Annotated in this window: 21 protein-coding genes; 11 read left to right on the top strand and 10 right to left on the bottom strand. The window is 61.8% G+C overall.

The window, feature by feature from the left end; all coding sequences use genetic code 11:
- Window positions 1-145: 145 nt before the first annotated feature.
- Window positions 146-403, bottom strand: coding sequence for a hypothetical protein (locus tag B0G77_RS27965; RefSeq protein WP_208116509.1), 258 nt, complete (start codon window positions 401-403; stop codon window positions 146-148).
- A gap of 164 nt (window positions 404-567) precedes the next feature.
- On the opposite strand from B0G77_RS27965, the gene B0G77_RS27970 reads away from it, so the two are divergent.
- The gene (locus B0G77_RS27970; RefSeq protein ID WP_133665195.1) at window positions 568-2,877 is read left to right on the top strand and encodes an NADP-dependent malic enzyme; all 2,310 of its coding nucleotides are present in this window, start codon (window positions 568-570) and stop codon (window positions 2,875-2,877) included.
- Between the two features lie 627 nt (window positions 2,878-3,504).
- Here the strand turns inward: B0G77_RS27970 and B0G77_RS27975 are convergent.
- Window positions 3,505-4,482: a beta-ketoacyl-ACP synthase III gene (locus tag B0G77_RS27975; RefSeq protein WP_133665196.1), complete on the bottom strand. Its 978-nt coding sequence runs from the start codon at window positions 4,480-4,482 to the stop codon at window positions 3,505-3,507.
- A 513-nt stretch (window positions 4,483-4,995) separates the two neighbouring features.
- Between B0G77_RS27975 and B0G77_RS27980 the strand changes: the two genes are divergently transcribed.
- Window positions 4,996-5,811 carry a fused MFS/spermidine synthase gene (locus tag B0G77_RS27980; RefSeq protein WP_133665197.1) on the top strand — a complete coding sequence of 272 codons (816 nt, stop codon included), beginning with the start codon at window positions 4,996-4,998 and terminating at the stop codon, window positions 5,809-5,811.
- A 188-nt stretch (window positions 5,812-5,999) separates the two neighbouring features.
- Here the strand turns inward: B0G77_RS27980 and B0G77_RS27985 are convergent, their stop codons facing one another.
- The 7 genes from B0G77_RS27985 to B0G77_RS28015 all read right to left on the bottom strand — a co-directional run bounded on the left by B0G77_RS27985 (window position 6,000) and on the right by B0G77_RS28015 (window position 9,884).
- Window positions 6,000-6,356, bottom strand: a complete 357-nt coding sequence (locus B0G77_RS27985; protein WP_133665198.1) for a hypothetical protein — start codon at window positions 6,354-6,356, stop codon at window positions 6,000-6,002.
- Between the two features lie 176 nt (window positions 6,357-6,532).
- The gene (locus tag B0G77_RS27990; protein WP_133665199.1) at window positions 6,533-6,730 is read right to left on the bottom strand and encodes a ribbon-helix-helix protein, CopG family; all 198 of its coding nucleotides are present in this window, start codon (window positions 6,728-6,730) and stop codon (window positions 6,533-6,535) included.
- Window positions 6,731-6,901: 171 nt separating this feature from the next.
- Complete coding sequence (locus B0G77_RS27995) at window positions 6,902-7,129, bottom strand: hypothetical protein (protein ID WP_133665200.1); 228 nt, start codon at window positions 7,127-7,129, stop codon at window positions 6,902-6,904.
- Window positions 7,130-7,210: 81 nt separating this feature from the next.
- On the bottom strand, window positions 7,211-7,978 hold the full coding sequence (locus B0G77_RS28000) for a fused MFS/spermidine synthase (protein WP_133665201.1): 768 nt from the start codon (window positions 7,976-7,978) through the stop codon (window positions 7,211-7,213).
- Window positions 7,979-8,046: 68 nt separating this feature from the next.
- A complete protein-coding gene (locus tag B0G77_RS28005; protein ID WP_133665202.1) occupies window positions 8,047-8,310 on the bottom strand; it encodes an HPr family phosphocarrier protein in 264 nt (87 codons plus the stop codon).
- Between the two features lie 60 nt (window positions 8,311-8,370).
- Window positions 8,371-8,817, bottom strand: a complete 447-nt coding sequence (locus tag B0G77_RS28010) for a hypothetical protein (protein ID WP_208116564.1) — start codon at window positions 8,815-8,817, stop codon at window positions 8,371-8,373.
- 305 nt (window positions 8,818-9,122) lie between these two features.
- Window positions 9,123-9,884, bottom strand: a complete 762-nt coding sequence (locus B0G77_RS28015; RefSeq protein WP_133665204.1) for a YoaK family protein — start codon at window positions 9,882-9,884, stop codon at window positions 9,123-9,125.
- 393 nt (window positions 9,885-10,277) lie between these two features.
- On the opposite strand from B0G77_RS28015, the gene B0G77_RS28020 reads away from it, so the two are divergent.
- The 9 genes from B0G77_RS28020 to B0G77_RS28060 all read left to right on the top strand — a co-directional run bounded on the left by B0G77_RS28020 (window position 10,278) and on the right by B0G77_RS28060 (window position 19,319).
- Entirely contained in the window at window positions 10,278-10,673 is a 396-nt protein-coding gene (locus B0G77_RS28020) for a hypothetical protein (RefSeq protein ID WP_133665205.1), read from the top strand.
- Between the two features lie 77 nt (window positions 10,674-10,750).
- Window positions 10,751-11,578, top strand: coding sequence for a spermidine synthase (locus tag B0G77_RS28025; RefSeq protein ID WP_133665206.1), 828 nt, complete (start codon window positions 10,751-10,753; stop codon window positions 11,576-11,578).
- Between the two features lie 20 nt (window positions 11,579-11,598).
- Entirely contained in the window at window positions 11,599-13,608 is a 2,010-nt protein-coding gene (gene hyfB, locus B0G77_RS28030) for a hydrogenase 4 subunit B (protein WP_133665207.1), read from the top strand.
- Window positions 13,605-14,555, top strand: a complete 951-nt coding sequence (locus B0G77_RS28035; protein ID WP_133665208.1) for an NADH-quinone oxidoreductase subunit H — start codon at window positions 13,605-13,607, stop codon at window positions 14,553-14,555. Before hyfB ends, B0G77_RS28035 begins: the two co-directional genes overlap by 4 nt.
- Window positions 14,556-15,215, top strand: coding sequence for a formate hydrogenlyase (locus B0G77_RS28040; RefSeq protein WP_133665209.1), 660 nt, complete (start codon window positions 14,556-14,558; stop codon window positions 15,213-15,215). It begins immediately after the preceding gene.
- Window positions 15,208-16,668 carry a hydrogenase 4 subunit F gene (locus tag B0G77_RS28045; RefSeq protein ID WP_133665210.1) on the top strand — a complete coding sequence of 487 codons (1,461 nt, stop codon included), beginning with the start codon at window positions 15,208-15,210 and terminating at the stop codon, window positions 16,666-16,668. Before B0G77_RS28040 ends, B0G77_RS28045 begins: the two co-directional genes overlap by 8 nt.
- 3 nt (window positions 16,669-16,671) lie before the next feature.
- Window positions 16,672-18,234, top strand: coding sequence for an NADH-quinone oxidoreductase subunit C (locus tag B0G77_RS28050; protein WP_133665211.1), 1,563 nt, complete (start codon window positions 16,672-16,674; stop codon window positions 18,232-18,234).
- Window positions 18,234-18,761, top strand: a complete 528-nt coding sequence (locus B0G77_RS28055; RefSeq protein WP_133665212.1) for an NADH-quinone oxidoreductase subunit B family protein — start codon at window positions 18,234-18,236, stop codon at window positions 18,759-18,761. Before B0G77_RS28050 ends, B0G77_RS28055 begins: the two co-directional genes overlap by 1 nt.
- Window positions 18,762-18,872: 111 nt before the next feature.
- Window positions 18,873-19,319: a hypothetical protein gene (locus B0G77_RS28060; RefSeq protein WP_243751238.1), complete on the top strand. Its 447-nt coding sequence runs from the start codon at window positions 18,873-18,875 to the stop codon at window positions 19,317-19,319.
- A gap of 143 nt (window positions 19,320-19,462) precedes the next feature.
- Here the strand turns inward: B0G77_RS28060 and B0G77_RS28065 are convergent, their stop codons facing one another.
- Window positions 19,463-19,993 (bottom strand): universal stress protein, encoded by a 531-nt coding sequence (locus B0G77_RS28065; RefSeq protein ID WP_133665213.1) that lies wholly within the window; start codon window positions 19,991-19,993, stop codon window positions 19,463-19,465.
- Between the last annotated feature and the right edge of the window lie 359 nt (window positions 19,994-20,352).

Consider the following 20,352-nt stretch of genomic DNA (forward strand, 5'->3'; position numbering starts at 1 on the left):
TCCATTCTTCACGTTGAGGTCGCCCGGCATCACGTCCAGTGTCGGCCTCTTCACAGCCTTCTTCGTCACGCGGTCGCTCCTTTGAATATGACGTCAGGGTTAGCGCGCTGCACGTGCGGCAGCCTTCTCGAGGTGGATAGCCATTTCAGAGGCGCGCACCATGCGCCCGGATCAGCTGGACCAGTTCAGATACCGAAATCTCATACCGGACCTCCTGTTCGGGACCCGTCGCGTGATGATCGCTGTATCGCTCCTCGATCTCGATGAGCACGGCGGTTCTGCCGTCGGGTGATGCCTGCAGCGTGACGTCGCGATGCGCCTGCACCTGATGGCCAACGGGGCTGACCGGATCGTGATGCAGTCGCAGACGTCCAGGGTCGTTGTTGCGTGGAGCTGAATTCATCTGGGCTTTCCCCTAATCCATTTCTGTCTGCAGTCTTGCCTTGCCGGGCCGCGACAGGCGCGCGCATTGCGCCGCGAAGTCTGGTGTCACAGCTCCTCTGTGCATGCCGTTGACGTGATAATATCATTATCATTGTCTGCAAATTTTGTTAACCAGAGGACATCATGCCTGCCACAGTCCAGGGTAAACTCCGCGAAGCCGCCCTCGATTACCACGAGTTCCCGACCCCGGGGAAGATCGCGATCGCCCCGACCAAGCAGATGATCAACCAGCGCGACCTCGCGCTGGCGTACTCGCCGGGCGTTGCGTTCGCGTGCGAGGAAATCGTCGAGAACCCGCTGAACGCCGCGCGCTTCACCGCGCGCAGCAACCTCGTCGGCGTCGTCACGAACGGCACCGCGGTGCTGGGTCTCGGCAACATCGGGCCGCTCGCCTCGAAGCCGGTCATGGAAGGCAAGGCCGTTCTGTTCAAGAAGTTCGCCGGCATCGACGTGTTCGATATCGAGCTGAACGAGTCCGATCCGCACAAGCTGGTCGACGTAATCGCCGCGCTCGAACCGACCTTCGGCGGCATCAACCTGGAAGACATCAAGGCGCCGGACTGCTTCATCGTCGAGCGCGAATGCCGCAAGCGCATGAAGATTCCGGTCTTCCACGACGACCAGCATGGCACGGCGATCGTGGTCGCGGCGGCGATCACCAACGGCCTGAAGGTGGTCGGCAAGAGCATCAAGGAAGTGAAGCTGGTCGCCTCCGGCGCGGGCGCGGCGGCGCTGGCCTGTCTGGATCTGCTGGTCGATATCGGCCTGCCGCTCGAAAACATCACCGTCACCGATCTGGCCGGCGTGGTCTACACGGGCCGCGTCGAGTTGATGGACCCGGACAAGGAGCGCTTCGCGCGTGAAACCGACGCTCGCACGCTCGCTGAGGCGATCGGCAACGCAGACATTTTCCTCGGCCTGTCGGCCGGCGGCGTCCTCAAGCAGGACATGGTCAAGCAGATGGCCGACAAGCCGCTGATTCTGGCGCTGGCCAACCCGACGCCCGAAATCCTGCCAGAACTCGCGCTCGAAGTGCGTCCGGACGCTGTGCTGTGCACGGGCCGTACCGACTATCCGAACCAGGTGAACAACGTGCTGGTGTTCCCGTTCCTGTTCCGCGGCGCGCTGGACGCGGGCGCGACGACAGTGACGCGTGAAATGGAAATCGCGGCGGTCAATGCGATCGCCGAACTGGCACGCCAGGAGCAGAGCGACATCGTCGCGACGGCGTACGGCATCCAGGACCTGTCGTTTGGTCCTGCCTACCTGATTCCGAAGCCGTTCGATCCGCGCCTGATCGTCAAGATCGCACCGGCGGTGGCGAAGGCCGCGATGGATTCGGGCGTTGCCGAGCGCCCGATCGAGGACATGGACGCCTACGAGCAGCACCTGCAGCAATTCGTCTATCACAGCGGCACGACCATGAAGCCGATTTTCCAGCTGGCGCGCAGCGTCGAGGCGGAGAAGAAGCGCATCGTGTTCGCGGAAGGCGAGGAAGAGCGCGTGCTGCGTGCGATGCAGATCGTGGTCGACGAAAAGCTCGCGACGCCGATTCTGATCGGCCGCCCAGCGGTGATCAAGCACCGGATCGAGCGCTATTGCCTGCGTCTTACGCCTGGCGTCGACTTCACGATCGTCAACACCGACCACGACGAACGTTATCGCGACTTCTGGCAGGAGTATCACCGGCTGATGGCTCGCAAGGGCATCAGCGAGCAGATGGCCAAGCTCGAAATGCGCCGCCGCACCACGCTGATCGGCGCGATGCTGGTGAAGAAGGGCGAGGCCGATGGCATGATCTGCGGCACGGTCAGCACGACACACCGGCACCTGCACTTCATCGATCAGGTGATCGGCAAGAAGGGCGGCCGCAACGTCTATGCGGCGATGAATGGGCTGGTGCTGCCGGGCCGGCAGATCTTCCTGGTCGACACCCACGTGAACGTCGATCCGACACCCGGGCAGCTCGCCGAGATCACGATCATGGCGGCCGAAGAAGTGCGCCGCTTCGGCATCGAGCCGAAAGTCGCGCTGCTGTCGCACTCGAACTTCGGCACCAGCAACGCGCCGACCGCGCAGAAGATGCGCGACACGCTGGCGATCCTGCGCGAGCGCGCGCCGGACCTGCAGGTGGACGGCGAAATGCACGGCGACGTTGCGCTCGACGCCAATCTGCGCCGCGAAGTGCTGCCCGACTCGACGCTCGAAGGCGACGCGAACCTGCTGATCCTGCCGAATATTGATGCGGCGAACATCGCGTACAGCCTGCTCAAGACGGCCGCAGGCAACAACATCACAATCGGTCCGATGCTGCTGGGTGCCGCGAAGCCGGTACATGTGCTGACCGCGTCCGCCACGGTGCGTGCCATCGTCAACATGACTGCACTGGTCGTCGCCGATGCAGGTGCCGCATCCCCATCGCCCCGGGTGTGACGTTTCAACTGTCGGGGGCGAGCGCGGCCGGCCCGCGCCATTTCCGCGTCGACTTCGCCTTGCGAGTCCGGTGTTTTCTACGACATTCCGTGGACGAGCGCCGCATGTCGCTATCGGTGGGATTCCTTTGCGTTTCGCCGCCGGTTACTGCATGAGATATTTTGTGGAGATTGTCGGGCGATTGCACAAGTAATGCTGGATGGGTCTGGGCACCGTTCTCACTCCCGATATCAGCGAGGGGGGGTGACTGAAAGAACATCAGCCGGCTCGCCGAGCCGTTGGAGCAGCGCCCGAACACGACTCTCCGACAGCAAGTCGCCTTGTTGCAAACTGCACACCAGCAGAGCATTGAGCTGTCTCGCCCAATAGTGGTCGGGCAATCGCTTAAGCGCCGCGCCGCTGTTGAGTTCAAACACGTGCTCAGCGTGAGCAATATCGTCTCGCAGGCTCAGCAGGGGTTATAAGCCGGAACATTTCCGTGCTTTCTCCCGAAGCTGGTTTCGACAAATGAATGATACGCGTTCCGGCCCACCGGGTTCATATCCGGAGCACACCCCGGACCGGCATGGAAGGCGCCGGCATCGGAACAGGAAAACCGGCGTGACCTGATTCTCACGGACTGCGCCCCTACGCCTGCATTGCCAATGCGCCCCAGGTTACGCCGGCCCCCACCGCATGCATCAAGACCTTGTCGCCGCGACGGATACGGCCGTCCCGATAGGCATGATCCAGGGCGAGGGGGATGGAAGCAGCAGATGTGTTGCCATGCTCACGGACAGTGGCAACCAGGCGATCGATCGGCACGCCCAGTTTGCGCGCCGTGGCTTCCATAATGCGGATGTTCGCCTGATGAGGCACGACCCAGGTGAAGTCTGACATCGCCAGGCCACACTGTGCCGCGACTTCCTCGCTGACCGCCTGGAGCGCACCGACCGCCAGCTTGAACACTGCCGGCCCATCCATGCGCAAAAACGGATCTCCCAACACAGATCCACCGGCAATGCTGCCCGCCACTTTGAGGATTTCCGAGTGGTGTCCATCGGCATGTAAGGCCGCGCCAAGTATCCCCGGCTCACCGGATGATCTCAGAACCACAGCGCCTGCGCCGTCGCCGAACAGAACGCAGGTACTGCGATCCTCGAAATCAAGGAGTCTCGAGAATGTCTCCGCTCCGATGACGAGTGCCGTCTTCACCGACGTGGCCCGTATCAGCGCGTCTGCGACCGTGAGTGCATAGATGAACCCACCGCACACCGCCTGAATGTCGAATGCCGCACAGCCGTTTCGTATTCCGAGTTTCCGCTGGACAAGGCACGCTGTGCTCGGAAAGATTGCATCGGGTGTGGTGGTGGCTACTACGATCAGATCGATGGCATCCGCTTCGATTGCCGCCGCAGACAGGGCCCGGGACGCGGCCGCTACGGCAAGATCGCTCGTTTGCGACTGACGGTCAGCGAACCGTCGGGACTGGATGCCGCTGCGTGAATAGATCCAGTCGTCGCTCGTCTCGATGCCCCTGCTGGCAAGCTGCGACACCAGGTCCGCGTTGGAAATGACGTTCGAAGGCAGGAAACTACCTGTTCCGACAATCCGTGCAAATGACATGAATAACACCGGTCAGAATGTGGAAGGAATCTCGCCGCCGTCAGGATGGACGTCCCGGAGTGAGCGAGTTTCATATCAGCTTTGCGACCGGCGATGAACGGCAACTGCAGCCGCCACATGCGCCGCCGGCATATCGCAAATGCCTTTCCCGCCGACTGCGAACGAGCCAGGCAACCGCATGCCGGCATTGATGCGGATGCTTCTCAAAGGTCGCCTTGTTCGCCGGATCGATCAACACCGTGACCGGGCCGAACCCGGATGTCAGACAAACGAGGAGCGCATGCCATGATAATATCATTATCATTGTCCACCGCCTGCCTGTGGGACAGGTTTATGCCCCCAGGGGCTAGTCGTCCCGTCTCGGGTTATTGGTCCCGGCGGCAGGACATTCATGTCTGCCCGGACTGGAACCGGAGGACAGATGCGGGCCGCCAGTCAGCCCGAAGACGCAGCGGTCATCGCATGCGGTGGGCGGACCGAAGACCCGAACAGTAACCTCGCTTGGACCGCAGCATGGATCACTCTCACGCGTCGTTCGACGCCTACATGAAGTTTCTTGCCGGGCCATCCGTCGACGGTGCGCCCGTGGTGCTGGAAACCGAGCACGCGCTTTCGCTGCACTTCGATCTGCTGGCCACGCAGAGTTTCATGTCCCGGCGTGACCCCGACAGGCTGGTGCTCGGCTACACCCGGACCATGATGGGATTCCTGCTGCTGCAGCCGGCGCCCACCAGAATCTCCATGATCGGCCTGGGCGGTGGATCGCTGGCAAAGTACTGCCACCGGTATCTCCCGGATACCAAAGTCGTGGCTGTCGAAATTGACCCGGCCGTGATCGCGCTACGTAATACATTTCATATTCCACCCGATAGCGAGCGATTCGAGGTGATCTGCGCGGACGGGGCGGAATACGTCAAGGGCCACGATGCGCGCCCGGACGTGATTCTGGTGGATGGCTTTCTGGCACACGGCATGCCTGCGCAACTGGGTAACGCCGGCTTTTACTCGGCTTGTCATGCGCGGCTTGCGGGCGATGGGGTGCTGGTCGCCAATTTCGCCGACGACGATCCCCATATTCCATACTACGTGGAAGAGGTGCGTTCAGTGTTCGGTGAGTCGCTTTCCATTTTCATGGCCGAGGACAGTTGCAACTACACGCTGTTTGCCTGGAAGGGCGCGCCGGGACTTCCCTCCCGGGATAAGCTCCTCGCGCGTGCGCGCGTCCTGGTCACGACACATCCCCTGAACCTGCGCGGGGCCGCACGCCGTTTGAAGCAAGGCGTGGGGCTCGCTTCAGACTGGACATTCGGGCGGAAGCTGACCGGCTGACGAAACGGCTGACGGACGCCCGATCTGCGCGGCCGGAACGGAAGTGCGGCGTGATGCGTCCACAACATACAGGCACGCGCGACGGTCGATACCGGCACCTCATGCAAGGGCCCCGGGAAGACATGACAGTCAAGGTGCCGGGACCCGGCATGGGTCCGGCAGCATCGGCGGTGCGTTGAATACCAAGGCTATGCCGGACCGCCGCTCATGTCCCTGCTCAGGGTAGCCACGCATTGGGCGTAGACGACGATCACCCGCGGTGATGCGAAGTTGATCTGCATGTCCCGCGTGAACAACCAGGATGCGTCCGGTTGGCCACGCACGATGTCGCCGGCTTTCACGAGTTGCCGCGCGAGATCCGCGGCCATTCGACTCAATTCAACCCGCAGGAGCCAGTCGGCATGATGATCGTGGCGACGCAGCCAGACCCTCGTGCTCTCAACAAGATGATCGGGCTGCAGCCACGCTCCGGTGGTGCGAAAGGCAAATATCTCGGATAACGTGAGAAAGCACAGCACCTCTGCGTTCGTCTCAAGTCGGTGCATCCTGCGACCTGTCATATCGTTGCGGCCGCGACGGCCGGACATCGTCACGTTACCCTCATCGTGCAATCTTTCCTATGCACGCTGAAGCAGGCTGCCGAAGAGGCCTGCGGTGCCGTGGAACCAGGACAGCGCGATGCCTGCGCGGGGTCACGTCGCTGACCTGGCGCCGGCGTACCTCAGGCGGTTTTTCGGCGTGGACGCGCGCCCATTGCGCTTTTGGTCCGGTAGCTGACGCCATGCTGATCGAGGTAGTCGCGGATCAGTTGCCGCACTACCTGTGAGGGCGTCAGGTCCTGCGCCGCGCAAAGTTTTTCGAACGCTTCCTTCTTCACAGGATCGATCAGAATCGTGAGTCGAGCGCTTTTCGTTTCCATGACGGTGGGCGAAGTCCAAGTATGATAATTAAATTATAATTCATCGTGTGGCCCGAGTCATCTTCGTGGCACCAGAATCACGCGGCGGCCGGCGATTCCCGCTTGCATCGCCGATGCCCAGCAGCTCAGCGGCCAGGAAACCAAAGACGTGCAGCGCGCGGAGACGGTACGCTAAATCTCCGCCCTGGCACGCAGAAAATCCTGTCCAGCCCGGGTAATCGACACACCGCCCCGCCCATTCGCGGGGACGGATACCAACCCGGCGTTACGCAGTTCCTGCGCGACCGACCAGTTTAGCGTGGGCGCGTCGCGGCCGTATCGCTGCTGGGCCAGACGCTCAAGCGCCCAGATGGCTGCATGGGTCAGGGGGCTGCTGTCGTTGTCACGTTCCGCTGTCATTTTCCATCCTCGAGAATGCACCTGCTCAAACAGGCCACGAACGTGCAGGGGTTGCCATCCACCAGCGACAGATGCATCCGCTCAGCACGTCTGTTCATATCGTTGCCAGTTAAATTTCTTGCCGTACTCGATGCGGGTGGCCGTCGCATGGAGGTTCACCGCATGTGTGGGTCCGAGTGCGCGCGCCCGGTCGAGCATCGTTGCGAAGGACGGAAGCTCATCCGCGCCCTTCCACGCAAACACAGTGACGTTGTGTTCACTCCCTTCCGACGGCGCCAGGGTTACCGCGTTCGCGAAGGCCTCCCTGAGCGAGCGCAGGTAGCGATGGAAGTCCGGTTCGTCGGTCACCAGATTGGCCACCAGGACGCCGTCATCGCTCAACCTGCGACGACAGGCTTCATAAAACGTCCTGCTGCCCAGTTCTGCGGGCAGACCATCGGCATTGAAACCGTCGACCAGCAGCACGTCGGGCCGGTGATCCGGAACGGTGACGTACTGCGCGCCATCGGCACAAACCACCCTGAAGCGTTCACTGTCACGCGGAACATGAAACCGGTCGCGCAGCGCGATCACCTGGGAATTGATTTCGACGACGGAAATCATGGTGTCGGGCAAATGACGATAACAGTATTTCGCGAGCGACCCGCCACCCAGACCGATCATCGAAATGCGGCGCGGGAATGGCTGGAAGAGCAGGAAGCCCATCATGGTGCGCGTGTAACCCAGCGCAAGGGCGTAGGGATCGTGCCGCAACATGGTGCTCTGCACGCCGCGCGCATCGAAGTACAGTGAAACGACCTGGTCATTCTCTATGACCACCGGCTTGCTCGTCTTCCTCTTTCTTTTCATGTGTGTGATTGAATAGTTCGCATGCGGGGCCGATCGACAGGCGTGAGCCGGATCCCCGCATCGGTCCGTCAGAAAGAGTCCTGCACATGAAGAATGGCCGCAAGCGCTTCAAGCGCTGCAGTCTCGTCGGGACCGGTCGCGAGAATGCGCACCTGCGTGCCCGGCTTCGCCCGAAGGGACATGACCGACATGACATCCTTGGCATTGACGGACCGGCCGTTCGCCATACAGACGATGTCGCTCGCAAACCGGGCGGCGCTAACGGCGAGCCTCGCTGACTCGTGCCCGTTTAAACCCCATCGACCACCAATCTGAATCAATGCCTCGACCAACCCCGCTCCCCTTTGTACGTAAGCAGTGACCCAGCGCCCCATGTCCCCACGCAGTCGCGCTCAGTGCATCACGCTTGCAATGACCTGGGCAAAGAAAGCACGCAGCAGTGGATCCCACGTTTCATTCCGTACTGCAATTTCGGCCGTGTCGAGCCGCCGCATGTCCCGATCCAGATACACCACGCGCAACGATTTCGGATGCGGTGGACCGACAAAGAACTGACCGTCATCGTCCAGAAACAGGCACGGCCTCTGCCTGTATCGCGCTCCGGACCGCGAGGTCGCGTCGTGGACGTGGCGAGCCGATTCCTTCTGATAGACGAAGATGACGTTCACTCCGCACGCTTCCAGGCGGTCACAGATATCGGAAAACCGGTAGAGCATCTGGAATCCGCGTTCACCCGCCTTGTCCACGCCGATGACGATCAGTCCGCGACGACCCATTACGTCCCTCAGATACCGGTGCGTGTAGTCGTGGGACAGCAGCGGAACACTTGCATCAATCACATCGACCTCCCCGCCGCGCCCGGACAGTTGCCCCGTTTCGCGCATGCCTGGCCTGCAACATGACCAGCAGGATTGTGGCCCGTAGCCGCCATATCATTACCATAACAGCATACATTAATGATAATTATATTATCATGTTTTTGCACTACTCACCCTGACGGATCCGGCTGGCCTGTTTGCCGGTTCTCCAATGCGCAGGTGCGTGACCGTGGAGGGTGGTCGCGAAGCAGTAGGTTGCGTGACTCCGGATTGACGGCGCATGCCGGGTCCGAACGGTCGTCTGCCGTGTGGTTTGTGGCCGCAGCCTAACGATCAAGTCGATAGATCTGCGCGCGCAGGTCGTCGATGAGAGGAACAATGGCCAGCACAATCAGCACGCCCGCAAGCGGCACCGTCGACGCGTATCCAATGTGCTTGAATCCCATTGCCCCCGTGACGCCACCGACGAAGAACATGGCCAGCATCGTCCCGTGAACTTTCAGCCTCGTTCGATTCGCCAGCACAAACGGCTCTGCGGGGTCGACGCTGGAGGAATTCCAGTAGAAAAGTTTGCCGAGCTCGATGCCGATATCCGTCACGATGCCGGTCATGTGGGTGGTACGGATTTCCGCGCCCGACAGCTTGGTGATCATCGCGTTCTGCAGCCCCATGATGAAGCACAGCAGCACGACCGTCGCGGGCACGAACAGGGTCTCCCACATCGCCAGATGGCCGCCGAGCAATCCGAAGCACAGGAGCAGAAGCGCCTCGATCAGCAACGGCGACGCGTACTGACTGTTCAGCCGCCGGCGCCGCCCCCAATTGACGAGCATCGCGGAACTGGCAGCGCCGAACATGAACGAAATCAGCGATCCGGCGCCCGCCAGAACCAGCGAGAGGTCGCCCAGTGCAGTCTGATCGGCAATTGCCGATACCACGCCGCTCATATGGGACGTGTATTGCTTCACCGCCAGGAAGCCGCCGGCGTTGGTTGCGCCAGCCACGAACGCGAGCGAGAAGCCAAGCTGCCTGTCGGCCCCGGAACTGCGGTCCTTTCCGGTCAGCGCCCGGAAATAGTGTGCTGGCATCAGGTATCAACCCGTGTGTTCGTCAGTCCAGGTGCGCTTCGACAAAAGCCGGCACCGGCGCAGCAGGTGGGATTTTGAATTTCCACGCGCAGGGTGAAGTCCTGCATTCGCGGTGCCCCGAGCGAACACGGCACGTTCGTCGCGCACGCCGCTGGATCGTCGCGTATGGAATCAGATCAACAAAGCTGCTAGGATGATAACGCAATTATCATTAACTGGTAACTTGATGCTCCTGACGAAGCCTCCACGAGGCCAGTAACAGGCAGGGAAGCCTTCTATGTGTTCGCAGCGGCAACGATCCAGGGGCAACGTGGTTCGTAGCGGCAAAAGGACAGGGTTCGGCAACTGGCGGGATGCCGGCCCGACGGGCGCGCCGTATTGGGGAGAAGTGTCATGACGTTTGACGACTTTCTTGAAGGGCACCGGTTAGCTGGCGTCTCGTTGGGTGATGGCATGCTTGAGCGCGTGCGGCTCGCCAGGTCCGCGTTCGACAACGAGCGGCTCGACGGACTCGGGCGCTGGGTTCATGAAGTTCAGGCGCGGCGGGACGACGCTCCTGAGCTTCACCAGTTGATGCTGGCACATGCAAGCTTCCGTGCCATTGCGCTGATAATCGAGATTTCCGTCACGCAGGGGAGACTCGCTGACGCGGTCGCCATGCTTGAGTCTGACGGTCTGCTCGATAACGCGACGCGCATGCTCGCGCACGCGCTGTCGTGTTTCGAAAAGTGCCAGGACGTGGGCGCCACGCTCGCATTCACGCCAGCATCGCACGGCCTTATACATTAAGGTTGACGTGACAACCCAGTCGTCGTGTGACTCCGTTTCGTGGCAACTGATCTGCGCAGTTTCAGGAGAATATTGACTTGTCGGCCGATCACAATCAGTTCAGGCAGGCCCTGGCGGAGCGGTGGGGAAAGACGTATGGAAAACCCGTGGTGCGCGAGGGGCTGCGCACGCGGTCGCTGTGTTTCGACGCCTTCGGCATACAAAGCTCAATGCGCACGAGTGATCCGCTCGAACCGGATCTGTCGTACACGCGGGCCATGATGTCGTTCCAGCTCTTTCACCCCGCCCCCAGGGACATCCTGATCGTGGGTCTGGGCGGAGGATCCCTGTCGAAACACTGCTTCCACAAATTTCCGTTGGCACGGGTGACCACCGTGGAAATCGACGAGGGAGTGATCGCGTTACGCGAGTGTTTTTTCATTCCGCCTGATTCGGAACGATTCCGGATCGTGCACGCCGACGCCGCCAAATATCTCCCGGACAGGATTGGCATCGCGGATGTAATCCTGCTCGACGGTTTTAACGCGTTTGGCCTGCCCGCCAGCCTGTCGAGTCAGTACTTTTACGACTGCTGCCATGCCGCGCTGCGTGATGAAGGCGTGCTGGTAGCCAATCTGCTCAACAACGACTCGCAGCTACCCACCCACCTCGACCGGATACGCCGTGCGTGCGACGGAAAACTGTTCCGCACCATGGCGCGACGCGAAGGCAACACCATTGCCATCGGCATCAGACAGGCGATCGTGCCGGGATGGCAGGACCTCTATGCCCGCGCCGAAGCCATCACGAAATCGATGGGGCTTGACCTGTGCCAGTATGTCAAAAAAATGGAACGTCACCACCGGGTAGAACCGGTTTCGGGATACCCTTCGTCCTCCACACTGGCCGTTGAACAAAACATCTGACGGCAACGGAGACAACGCCGATGGAACATTTGCTGGTCGTCCATTACGTGCTGCTGGTAGTCGCGGGCTGGCTGATCGTTGGAATGCTTGGGCTGGGCACTCTGCGTCGCACCCGCATGGTGGCGCATGGCCTGTTCCCTGTCGGTGCAGTGTTCGGCCTGTTCCTGTGCGGACTGGGCCTGACCGGCGTTTTCGCGGGTCCTCAGGAAGTCATCCTGCCGCTCGGGTTGCCGGGCCTGCCGTTCCATCTGCGGCTCGACGGCCTGTCAGCGTATTTCCTCGCTGTCCTCGGTGTGGTGAGCACGGGGGTAAGTGCGTTCTCCGCCGGCTATTTCCGCAAGGGCGAAGGCACGCCTCCCGGACTCATCTGCTTTGAGTACCACGTGTGCCTCGCAAGCATGGCGGTGCTGCTGCTCGCGGACGATGCATATTGCTTCATGGTCGCGTGGGAGACAATGACACTCTCGGCCACCTTCCTGGTGATGACCAATCACCGCCTTGCCGAGATTCGGCGGGCCGCCTGGCTCTACTTCCTGATCTCCCACGTCGGCGCGTTGGCGTTGCTGCTGTGTTTTGGCCTGCTGCAGGCCAATACCGGCGACTATACGTTCGCCAACATGCGCCAGCAACATCTGGACGTGTTCTGGGCATCCATCGCATTCCTGCTGGCACTGTTCGGCTTCGGCACCAAGGCCGGCATCGTTCCGCTGCATGTCTGGCTGCCCGAGGCGCATCCGGCCGCGCCGTCGCCGGTATCGGCCCTCATGAGCGGCTTCGTCCTGAAAGCCGGCCTGTACGGCGTGCTGCGCACGGTGTTCGACCTGCTGCACGTGCAGATTGCATGGTGGGGCGTGCTCATGCTGGTGCTCGGGCTCTTCACCGCCCTGTTCGGCGTCGTGTTCAGCGCCATCCAGACGGACATGAAGCGGCTGCTTGCGTACTCGTCGATCGACAACATCGGCCTGATGTTCGTCAGCATGGGGCTGGCGATCCTGTTTCGCGCGTATGGCATGAGCGCGCTGGCAGCGTTGTCCTTGACGGCACTGCTCTACCAGATCGCCAGCCACGCGACGTTCAAGAGCCTGCTGTTCCTCGGCACGGGTTCGGTGCTACACGCGACGGGCGAGCGCAATCTCGGGCGCCTGGGCGGCCTGATCCGCTTCATGCCGTGGACCGCATGGGCGGCTCTTGTGGGCGCGCTGACCAGTGCAGGCCTGCCGCCCTTGAGCGGTTTTGTCTCCGAATGGCTGCTGCTGCAAAGCTTCCTGTTCACACCGGGCTTGCCAGACCCGTTCCTGAACATGGTGGTTCCGCTTGTTGCCGCGTTAATCGCCCTGGTAGCCGCTCTCGCCGGCTACACGATGGTCAAGTTTTTCGGCATCGTCTTTCTTGGCCAGCCTCGCGAGACGAAGCTTCGCGACGCACGCGATGCAAGCCCGTGGGAACGGGCCGGGTTCGTGTGGCTGGCAGCGATATGCGTGCTGCTCGGCCTGTTGCCGGTACAGTTTGTGATCGTTCTGGATCGCGTCACACAGCTGCTGGTGGGCGCGGGCATCGGACCCGCAGTGGCAAGGCATGGCTGGCTGCTGCTCGCACCCATCAGCGTCGAGCGGGCCAGCTACATGCCAGCGGTTTTCCTGCTGTTCTTCTTCGCCTGTTGCGGGCTTGGGTGGCTGCTGGTCCGCCGCCTCTATCACGGGCGCCTGCGGCGAGCCGCGCCATGGGCCTGTGGCTATCCGTTCGTCAACGCGCGGATGCAGGACACAGCCGAAGGGTTCGGTCAGCCGATCCGCGAAATCTTCGCGCCTCTGTTCAGGATCGAACGGCGGCTTCCCTCTCCGTTCGACAAACAACCCGTGTATGGCGTCACCGTGACGGATCGCGCGTGGACCCTGATCTATCAGCCGCTGGAGCGGCTGGTCAGGCGCGTCGCGGCACTGGCCGGGTTACTGCAAACTGGCCGCATCGCCGTCTATCTGATGCATAGCTTTCTCGTGCTGATCGTGCTGCTGATGCTGGTGAGACGATGATCACACTCTCCGGATTGCTCTCCCAGGGGCTTGAAATCCTGCTGGCACTGGCGGCCGCGCCTTTGCTGACGGGCTGGGTCAACATGTGCCGCGCCCGTTTGCAGAACCGCCGCTCGCCGAGCATCTGGCAGCCTTACCGGATGCTTCACAAGCTGTTCAACAAGGAGTCGGTCGTCGCCGGTCATGCCAGCCCCCTGTTCCGCGGGGCACCCTATGTTGTCTGGGCGTGCATGACGCTTGCCAGCGCGATCGTGCCGACACTGTCGACCGACCTGCCGCTGTCGCCGGCCGCCGATGCGATCGCCCTCGTGGGCCTCTTCGCGCTGGCCCGCGTGGTGATCTCGCTGGCCGCGATGGACATCGGTACCGCATTCGGCACACTGGGCGCACGCCGCGAAATGCTGGTCGGTTTCCTCGCGGAGCCGGCCTTGCTGATGGTGCTCTTTTCAGCGTCGCTGATTACGCGATCCACCTTGCTGACCAGCATCGTCGCGACGCTCAGCCATCGCGAGCTGGCGATCTACCCGAGCCTCGCATTCGCGGGGATCGCGTTCACGATGGTGTCGCTCGCCGAGAACGCGCGCCTGCCGGTCGACAACCCCACCACGCACCTTGAACTGACGATGATCCACGAGGCGCTGATCCTCGAGTATTCCGGGCGGCATCTCGCGCTGATGGAGTGGGCCGCCAGCCTCAAGCTGTTCGCGTACTCCTGCATCGGCCTTGCGCTGTTCATCCCGTGGGGCATTGCCGAAGCGGGCAATCCGCTGGCGCTGCTGTTCGCGATACCGGCGCTGTTCGTCAAGTTGCTGGTGGGTGGCGCAGCGCTCGCGGTCGTCGAGACGACCAACGCGAAGATGCGCATTTTCCGTGTGCCGGAGTTTCTCGCGACAGCCTTCCTGCTGGCTGTCATTGGAATGCTCGTCCACTTCCTGCTGGGGGCGTGAATGCACGGCTACGCGACGCAGATCATCAACTTCCTGGCCGCCATCCTGCTGCTGCTGTCGTTTGCCATGCTCAGCCAGCGCCGGATCCTGTCCCTGATCCACCTCTACACCCTGCAGGGGCTGACACTCGTGGCAGCCAATCTGATCCTGGGATTTGTCACGGACGACGTCCACCTCTATATCTCCGCCGCACTGACCCTGGTGCTCAAGGTCGGCCTGATTCCCTGGATTCTTTACAGGCTCGTGCAGCGGCTCAACGTGAAGACCGACGTCGAACCGCTGCTCAATATCCCGGCGACCCTGCTCGTTGGCATCGTGCTCGTGATCATCGCGTTCAACGTGGCCTCGCCGATCAGCCAGCTCGCCTCGTCGGTCGCGCGCGGCACGCTCGGCATTGCACTCGCCTGCGTGCTGCTGTCGTTCATGATGATGATCACGCGCGCGAAAGCGATACCGCAGGTGATCGGCTTCCTGTCGATGGAAAACGGCCTGTTTTTTGCCGCGGCAGCGGCGACGAACGGCATGCCGATGATCGTCGAACTCGGTATCGGACTCGATGTGCTGGTCGGCATTCTGATCCTTGGCGTGTTCATGTTCCAGATCCGCGAGCAGTTCGACAGTCTGGACATTCATCACCTTGAAAAACTCAAAGATGACTGAAGCCTGGGTACTGCTGCTGGTTTTCGGGATACCGCTCTTTGCAGGCGCATGTCTGGCGCTCGCAGGACAGCACCATGTCGCTGCGGAGCTCAACGTCGGGTTCAGTTTCCTGACCTTTGTCGCCGCCATGCTGCTCGCTGCACAGACAGTGGCGCATGGGCCTGCGTTCGCACTGGGCAAGCTTTTTTTCGTCGATCCGCTCAACGTGTTCCTGGTCGCGCTGACGGCCTTCGTCGGCTGGACCACGTCGATCTTTTCAAGGCCGTACATGCGCATCGAGCGGGACCGCGGCAGGATGACCGGCCCTCGCATGCGCCTGTATCACAGCATGTACCAGCTGTTCATCTTCGCGATGCTGCTCGCGCTGCTCACCAATAACATGGGCATCCTGTGGGTTGCCATGGAAGCCGCCACGCTCGCGACGGTGCTGCTGGTCAGCGTCTATCGCACCGCGGCAAGTCTCGAAGCCGCGTGGAAGTATTTCATCTTGTGCGGCGTCGGCATCGCGCAGGCACTGTTCGGCACGATCCTGCTCTATCTCGCCGCGAGCCGGCAGCTCGGCGGCGGCGATGCGCTGCTCTGGACCAGCCTGAACGCGGTCAAGGGCAGTCTCGACCCGACCATCATTTCGCTCGCGTTCGTGTTCCTGCTGATCGGCTATGGCACCAAGGTCGGTCTCGTGCCGATGCACAACTGGTTGCCCGACGCGCATGCCGAAGGCCCGACGCCCATTTCGGCCGTACTCTCCGGCCTGCTGCTCAACGTCGCCCTTTATGCCGTCCTGCGATGCAAGGTGCTGGCCGATGGCGCGCTCCAGAATGGCCTGCCGGGGCACCTGCTGGTCGGTTTCGGACTGATCTCTGTGCTGGTTGCGACCTTCTCGCTATTCCGGCAGAAAGACGTCAAGCGGCTCTTTTCGTATTCGTCGATCGAGCACATGGGCCTGATGACGTTCGCTTTCGGTCTGGGCGGCCCCACTGCGACCTTTGCGGGTCTGCTGCACATGACCGTTCATTCGCTCGTCAAGTCGGCCATCTTCTTTACCGTCGGACACGCGGTTCAGAAGGCGGGCACCCAGGCGATCGACGACATCCGCGGCTTGCTGCGCGTGAGCCCAACCGTTGGCTGGGGCATGATGCTCGGCGCGCTGGCAATCCTGGGTATGCCGCCATTCGGCGTGTTCGCGAGCGAGTTCCTGATCCTGACGACCGCGATGAGCAAACTCCCGTGGGCGACGCCCTTCCTGTTGTTCGCGCTTGCCGCGGCGTTTGCGGCCATCTTTGTCCGCGTGCAGGGCATGGTGTTCGGCGAGACGACGGCCAGGGCGCTTGAACACCCCCCAGCGTTGCTGCCGGTGTTCGTTCATCTCGGCTTCGGGCTGATGCTGGGACTCTACATTCCGCCGTATCTTGCAACGTGGTATCGGCAGGCGGCGGCCATGATCGCGGGGTGAAGCATGCATATCGAGGCATTCGGGTTTCCTGATCTGATCCGCCTGTCCGCATTTACCGGCAGGTCGTCAGCTTTTCTGGCGAGAACCGATTCCGTCACCTGGACCCGCACCGCCACGACGGTGCGCGAAGCCGGCGGCCGGCTGATCTCCCTGTGGGGCGCCGAAACCGCCGCGGGCGCATTCACGATCTCCGCAGCCTACGCGCTGGAGGACGGCATCCTGTGGCTTCAGTTGCCGGTCGACAAAGGGCATGATGACGGGGGCGGATACCCGGATCTGTCAACCGTCTTTCCGTGTGCAGCGCGTATGCAGCGGGCTATCTACGACCTGCTTGGGCTGCGTGCGATTGGTGCCGACGATACGCGGCCGTGGCTGAATCACGGCAACTGGCCCGCCGACTACCATCCGCTGCAAAAGCAGTCCTCCGGGACGGAACGGTTCGAATCCCGGGAGCAGGACTATCCGTTTGTGCAGGTCGCCGGAGACGGTGTCCACGAGATCGCCGTTGGGCCGATCCACGCCGGCGTAATCGAGCCGGGACACTTCCGCTTCTCGGTCGTTGGTGAAAAGGTGCTGAGGCTCGAAGAGCGGCTGGGTTATGCGCACCGGGGCGTCGAACGTCTGTTCGAACAGACGCCACTGCTGCTCGGGCATCGACTGGCGGGGCGGATCGCCGGGGATACGACCATCGCCTTTTCCTGGGCATACTGCATGGCCGTCGAACGCGCACTGGATGTGCGCATTCCGCCACGCGCGCAGTGGCTGCGCGCGCTGCTGCTCGAGCGCGAGCGCATTGCCAATCATCTCGGCGATCTTGGGGCGCTGGGTAACGATGCCGGATTCGGGTACGGCCTCGCGCAATTCTCCCGCCTCAAGGAAGACTGGCTCCGGCTGAACGACCGGTTTTTCGGACACCGCTATCTGATGGACCGCATTGTGCCCGGCGGTGTTGCAACGGACGTCGATGCGCGCTGCGTCACCGCGATGCTGATGCAGTGCGACCAGGTCGACGCACAGGTTCGTGTGATGCAGGGCATTTACGACGATCAGTCGGGGCTGCAGGATCGCTTTGCAGGCGCAGGCGTACTCTCCGCGAAGGTCGCGGAGCACTTTGGTGTCTGCGGGCTGGTCGGGCGTGCCAGCGGCCGGAAAACCGATGTGCGGGTCGACCACCCCTACGCGCCCTACCACGAGGTTCAGGTGCAGATGGTCAGCGATGACCGGGGTGACGTGGCGGCCCGGGTCGCCGTCCGCTTCAATGAAATCTACGAGTCCATCCGGCTGATCCGTGCCCTCCTGAACGACCTGCCAGGCGGCGACATCGTCACGCGGATCGAACACGACGGTTCGCCCTTCTTCGGGGTGGGCTGGATCGAAGGCTGGCGCGGCGACGTATTGATCGCTCTCGAGACCGGCGCCAACGGCACCATTGCACGCTGCCACTGCCATGACCCGTCATGGCATAACTGGCCAGCCCTGGAGCACGCGATCATCGGCAATATCGTTCCTGATTTCCCGCTGATCAACAAGTCATTCAATCTGAACTACGCCGGACACGACCTGTAATGTGGCAACTTCTCAGACAGATCGCCAGGACCGACGCGCCGACCCAGCGCCTGCCGGAGAGCGATGACGCATGGCGCACCGAAGGGCAGCGAATCCAGCAGGACATCCTCGACGTGCTCGGGCGGGCGCTGTGCATTCGCGAGATCGACGCGGGTTCCTGCAACGGATGCGAACTGGAAATCCATGCGCTCAACAATCCGTACTACAACATCGAAGGTCTGGGCATCAGGTTTGTCGCGAGTCCCCGGCATGCCGACATGCTGCTCATCACAGGCCCGCTCACATTGAACATGAAGGAGGCGGTATGGCGAGCATACGATGCAGTGCCGCATCCGAAGCTGGTCGTCGCGGCCGGCGAGTGCGCCTGCACGGGCGGCATCTTCAAGGGCAGTTACGCCGTGTGTGGACCGCTGTCGAACCTCCTGCCTGTCGACGTCACGATTCCGGGCTGTCCGCCGCCCCCCACCGATATCCTGAGGGGCATACTCACCGCGCTTCGCGTCAAACGCACAACCCTCCCGCCCTGAGTTCCGCCAGCGACATGCGCCGCTGACGGAAATCCTGGCATGAGCTTCGCGCCGGACCGATGCATGATGACGACCCCATGTACCATTCCGATGCGTTCGAGGACAATAACGATGATTGAGCACCTGGCCAATCTGAGAGATCTTGTCAGTGCCTTGATGCGCAGGGCATGGCCGCAGGTGTTGACGATGATCGTCTTCATGGTCGCGATCAGCCTGCGCTTCCCGTTGTGGTTTGTGATGCTCTCGGCCGCCGTCAACGGTGCGGCCTTGACATACCTCGCGCGATGCTTCGCGTCCCAGCCGTCCCGTCGCGTTCATGACCCGTTACTGGGCGCAGTTCTGGTCGGCAGCGGACTGGCATCGGTTGCCCTGACGCTGAAGTGGTGGACCGTCGAAAAGCAGTTGCAACTCGCACCGGGTGTGCTCCTGCATCTCGCTGGCCATTCAACATCGAATTCGACGCAGGCATGGTCGAGTGTCCTGACCCAGTGGGGCTCCTGCTCGATCTTTCTCGTGATTGTGGCGGTGTGGGTACGGGGCAGCAGGCGCGCAGACTGAAGACCGGAAGCGCCCGGCATCGGTGCCGTCGGCCCGCATGTTCCGCACGCACGGCAAAGCAAAACCACGGCTTACCGTTGCCGCCCTCGTGGCAATACTGGCGACGGTGATGAGACGCGCACCGGAGTAACTGCGAGCGTAGCTCACCCGATGATGTACCCCTGAGGTGCAGACGACTCCGATATGGTTGATGGCGTGCCGGATTCCACTTCGCGGTCCACGCCCGTTTGGGTCGACTGGCGCACGACGAGAACGGGAATTGCACTGTGTGTCAGGACCTTCTGCGTTTCGCTGCCGATCAGCAGGGCATGCACACCGCTACGGCCGTGAGATGCCATGACAATCAGGTCGCAATTGCGCTGGGCTGCGGTGCTGATAATCGCTTCATACGGGCGAGCACGGGTCGTGGCAACCGTTTCGCATTCGACGCCAACCTGCGCAGCTGCCCTTGTAACTGCGGCGAGAAAGTCATCTGCATGCTGCTGGTTGACCCGAATGAATTGCTCCTCGGTATCCGCAAGCATTTCGGTTCCATACGCGAAGACGTGAAATTCCGGCATGACATGCAGTCCCGTGACCTTGGCGCCATTTTCACTGGCGAGTGTCACCGCCATCTGGATGGCGGCTTCAGAGAGCGTCGAGCCGTCGGTCGGCACCAGCAGATGCTTGAACATGACGCCCCTCCTCGCTGGGCGTGCCCAGTCAATCCGGCGCGCGTTTGACCGCCCACCGCATCGGCCGGTTATGGAACCATGAATGGAACCATGATGTAATTACATATCGCTTTCAGTATAGTCATTCCCGAGGAGATGGAGAATGGCGTTTTCGTGGCAGTTTGTCGCGGACTGCCCCTGCGGGATTTTGGTATATTCGACGTGCATTATGCGTAGTCTCCGGTTTGCCCCGGGCGGCACATGATGCGCGGCCTGCGGCTTCTCGCAGGTCGTCTCCCGTTCGGTGACTGGACACTGATCGTCTTCAAGTCATACTTTCTGGTCGGAAGTTCGTGCATTGCGCGTCTTCGCGAAAACCT

The sequence above is a fragment of the Paraburkholderia sp. BL10I2N1 genome, from assembly GCF_004361815.1.
In the GTDB taxonomy this organism is placed as follows: domain Bacteria; phylum Pseudomonadota; class Gammaproteobacteria; order Burkholderiales; family Burkholderiaceae; genus Paraburkholderia.

Bases quoted from the DNA above. Each gene is read 5' to 3' on its own strand.
- B0G77_RS27965 (WP_208116509.1), bottom strand. From the start codon at position 403: ATGAATTCAGCTCCACGCAACAACGACCCTGGACGTCTGCGACTGCAT.
- B0G77_RS27970 (WP_133665195.1), top strand. From the start codon at position 568: ATGCCTGCCACAGTCCAGGGTAAACTCCGCGAAGCCGCCCTCGATTAC.
- B0G77_RS27975 (WP_133665196.1), bottom strand. From the start codon at position 4,482: ATGTCATTTGCACGGATTGTCGGAACAGGTAGTTTCCTGCCTTCGAAC.
- B0G77_RS27980 (WP_133665197.1), top strand. From the start codon at position 4,996: ATGGATCACTCTCACGCGTCGTTCGACGCCTACATGAAGTTTCTTGCC.
- B0G77_RS27985 (WP_133665198.1), bottom strand. From the start codon at position 6,356: ATGCACCGACTTGAGACGAACGCAGAGGTGCTGTGCTTTCTCACGTTA.
- B0G77_RS27990 (WP_133665199.1), bottom strand. From the start codon at position 6,730: ATGGAAACGAAAAGCGCTCGACTCACGATTCTGATCGATCCTGTGAAG.
- B0G77_RS27995 (WP_133665200.1), bottom strand. From the start codon at position 7,129: ATGACAGCGGAACGTGACAACGACAGCAGCCCCCTGACCCATGCAGCC.
- B0G77_RS28000 (WP_133665201.1), bottom strand. From the start codon at position 7,978: ATGAAAAGAAAGAGGAAGACGAGCAAGCCGGTGGTCATAGAGAATGAC.
- B0G77_RS28015 (WP_133665204.1), bottom strand. From the start codon at position 9,884: ATGCCAGCACACTATTTCCGGGCGCTGACCGGAAAGGACCGCAGTTCC.
- B0G77_RS28020 (WP_133665205.1), top strand. From the start codon at position 10,278: ATGACGTTTGACGACTTTCTTGAAGGGCACCGGTTAGCTGGCGTCTCG.
- hyfB (WP_133665207.1), top strand. From the start codon at position 11,599: ATGGAACATTTGCTGGTCGTCCATTACGTGCTGCTGGTAGTCGCGGGC.
- B0G77_RS28035 (WP_133665208.1), top strand. From the start codon at position 13,605: ATGATCACACTCTCCGGATTGCTCTCCCAGGGGCTTGAAATCCTGCTG.
- B0G77_RS28040 (WP_133665209.1), top strand. From the start codon at position 14,556: ATGCACGGCTACGCGACGCAGATCATCAACTTCCTGGCCGCCATCCTG.
- B0G77_RS28045 (WP_133665210.1), top strand. From the start codon at position 15,208: ATGACTGAAGCCTGGGTACTGCTGCTGGTTTTCGGGATACCGCTCTTT.
- B0G77_RS28050 (WP_133665211.1), top strand. From the start codon at position 16,672: ATGCATATCGAGGCATTCGGGTTTCCTGATCTGATCCGCCTGTCCGCA.
- B0G77_RS28055 (WP_133665212.1), top strand. From the start codon at position 18,234: ATGTGGCAACTTCTCAGACAGATCGCCAGGACCGACGCGCCGACCCAG.
- B0G77_RS28060 (WP_243751238.1), top strand. From the start codon at position 18,873: ATGATTGAGCACCTGGCCAATCTGAGAGATCTTGTCAGTGCCTTGATG.
- B0G77_RS28065 (WP_133665213.1), bottom strand. From the start codon at position 19,993: ATGTTCAAGCATCTGCTGGTGCCGACCGACGGCTCGACGCTCTCTGAA.